This window comes from Pseudomonas sp. 05N433 (assembly GCF_056396925.1).
Genome location: NZ_JBFTML010000132.1, coordinates 1 through 1,108 on the forward strand (window position 1 = coordinate 1; position 1,108 = coordinate 1,108).

Genomic DNA, 1,108 nt, shown 5'->3' on the forward strand with positions numbered 1-1,108 from the left:
ACTGTCACCGGCAGCAATGACGCACCGGTACTCAGCTTCGCGAGCGGCAACGGCAACGAGCTTGGTGCAGTGCAGGAAGACAGCACGCTCAGCGTCAGCGGCCAATTCAGCTCAAGCGACATCGACCATGCAGCCACCGCGACCTGGAGCATTGCCGGGTCCAACACCGGCAGCTACGGCTCGATCGCCGTCGACAGCAGCAGCGGTCAGTGGACTTACACCTTGGCCAATGGCACCGATGGTGTCGCCAGTGCCGTGCAGTCGCTGCAGGCCGGCGAGACTCACAACGAAGTGTTCAGCGTGCAGGTCAGTGATGGCCTGGGCGGCGTCGACACCCAGCAGGTGACTGTCACCGTCACCGGCAGCAACGATGCGCCCGTGCTCAGCTTCGCGTCGGGCAATGAGCTGGGTGCGGTGCAGGAAGACACCACCCTCAGCGTCAGTGGCCAGTTCAGCTCGAGCGACATCGACCACGATGCTACCGCCACCTGGAGCATTGCCGGGTCCAATACCGGCACTTATGGCTCAATCGCCGTCGACGGCACCGGTCAGTGGACCTACACCTTGGCCAATGGCACCGATGGTGTCGCCAGTGCCGTGCAATCGCTGCAGGCCGGCGAGACTCACAATGAAGTGTTCACCATCCAGGTCAGCGACGGCCTGGGCGGCGTCGACACCCAGCAAGTGACTGTCACCGTCACCGGCAGCAATGACGCCCCCGTACTCAGCTTCGCCAGCGACAACGATGTCGGCGCGGTGCAGGAGGACAGCAGCCTCAGCGTCAGTGGCCAGTTCAGCTCGAGCGACATCGACCACGATGCTACCGCCACCTGGAGCATTGCCGGGTCCAACACCGGCACTTATGGCTCAATCGCCGTCGACGGCAGCGGCCAATGGACCTACACGTTGGCCAATGGCACCGATGGTGTCGCCAGTGCCGTGCAATCGCTGAAGGCCGGCGAGACTCACAATGAAGTGTTCACCATCCAGGTCAGCGATGGCCTCGGCGGCGTCGACACCCAGCAGGTGACCGTCACTGTCACCGGCAGCAATGACGCACCGGTACTCAGCTTCGCGAGCGGCAACGAGCTTGGTGCAGTGCAGGAAG

1 protein-coding gene is annotated in these 1,108 nt (G+C 63.4%); it reads left to right on the forward strand.

Features of this window, described 5'->3' with window-relative positions:
* Nucleotides 1-1,108: VCBS domain-containing protein (locus tag AC1DIS_RS30015; RefSeq protein ID WP_477781306.1), on the forward strand; the 1,108-nt coding region annotated here is incomplete at both ends.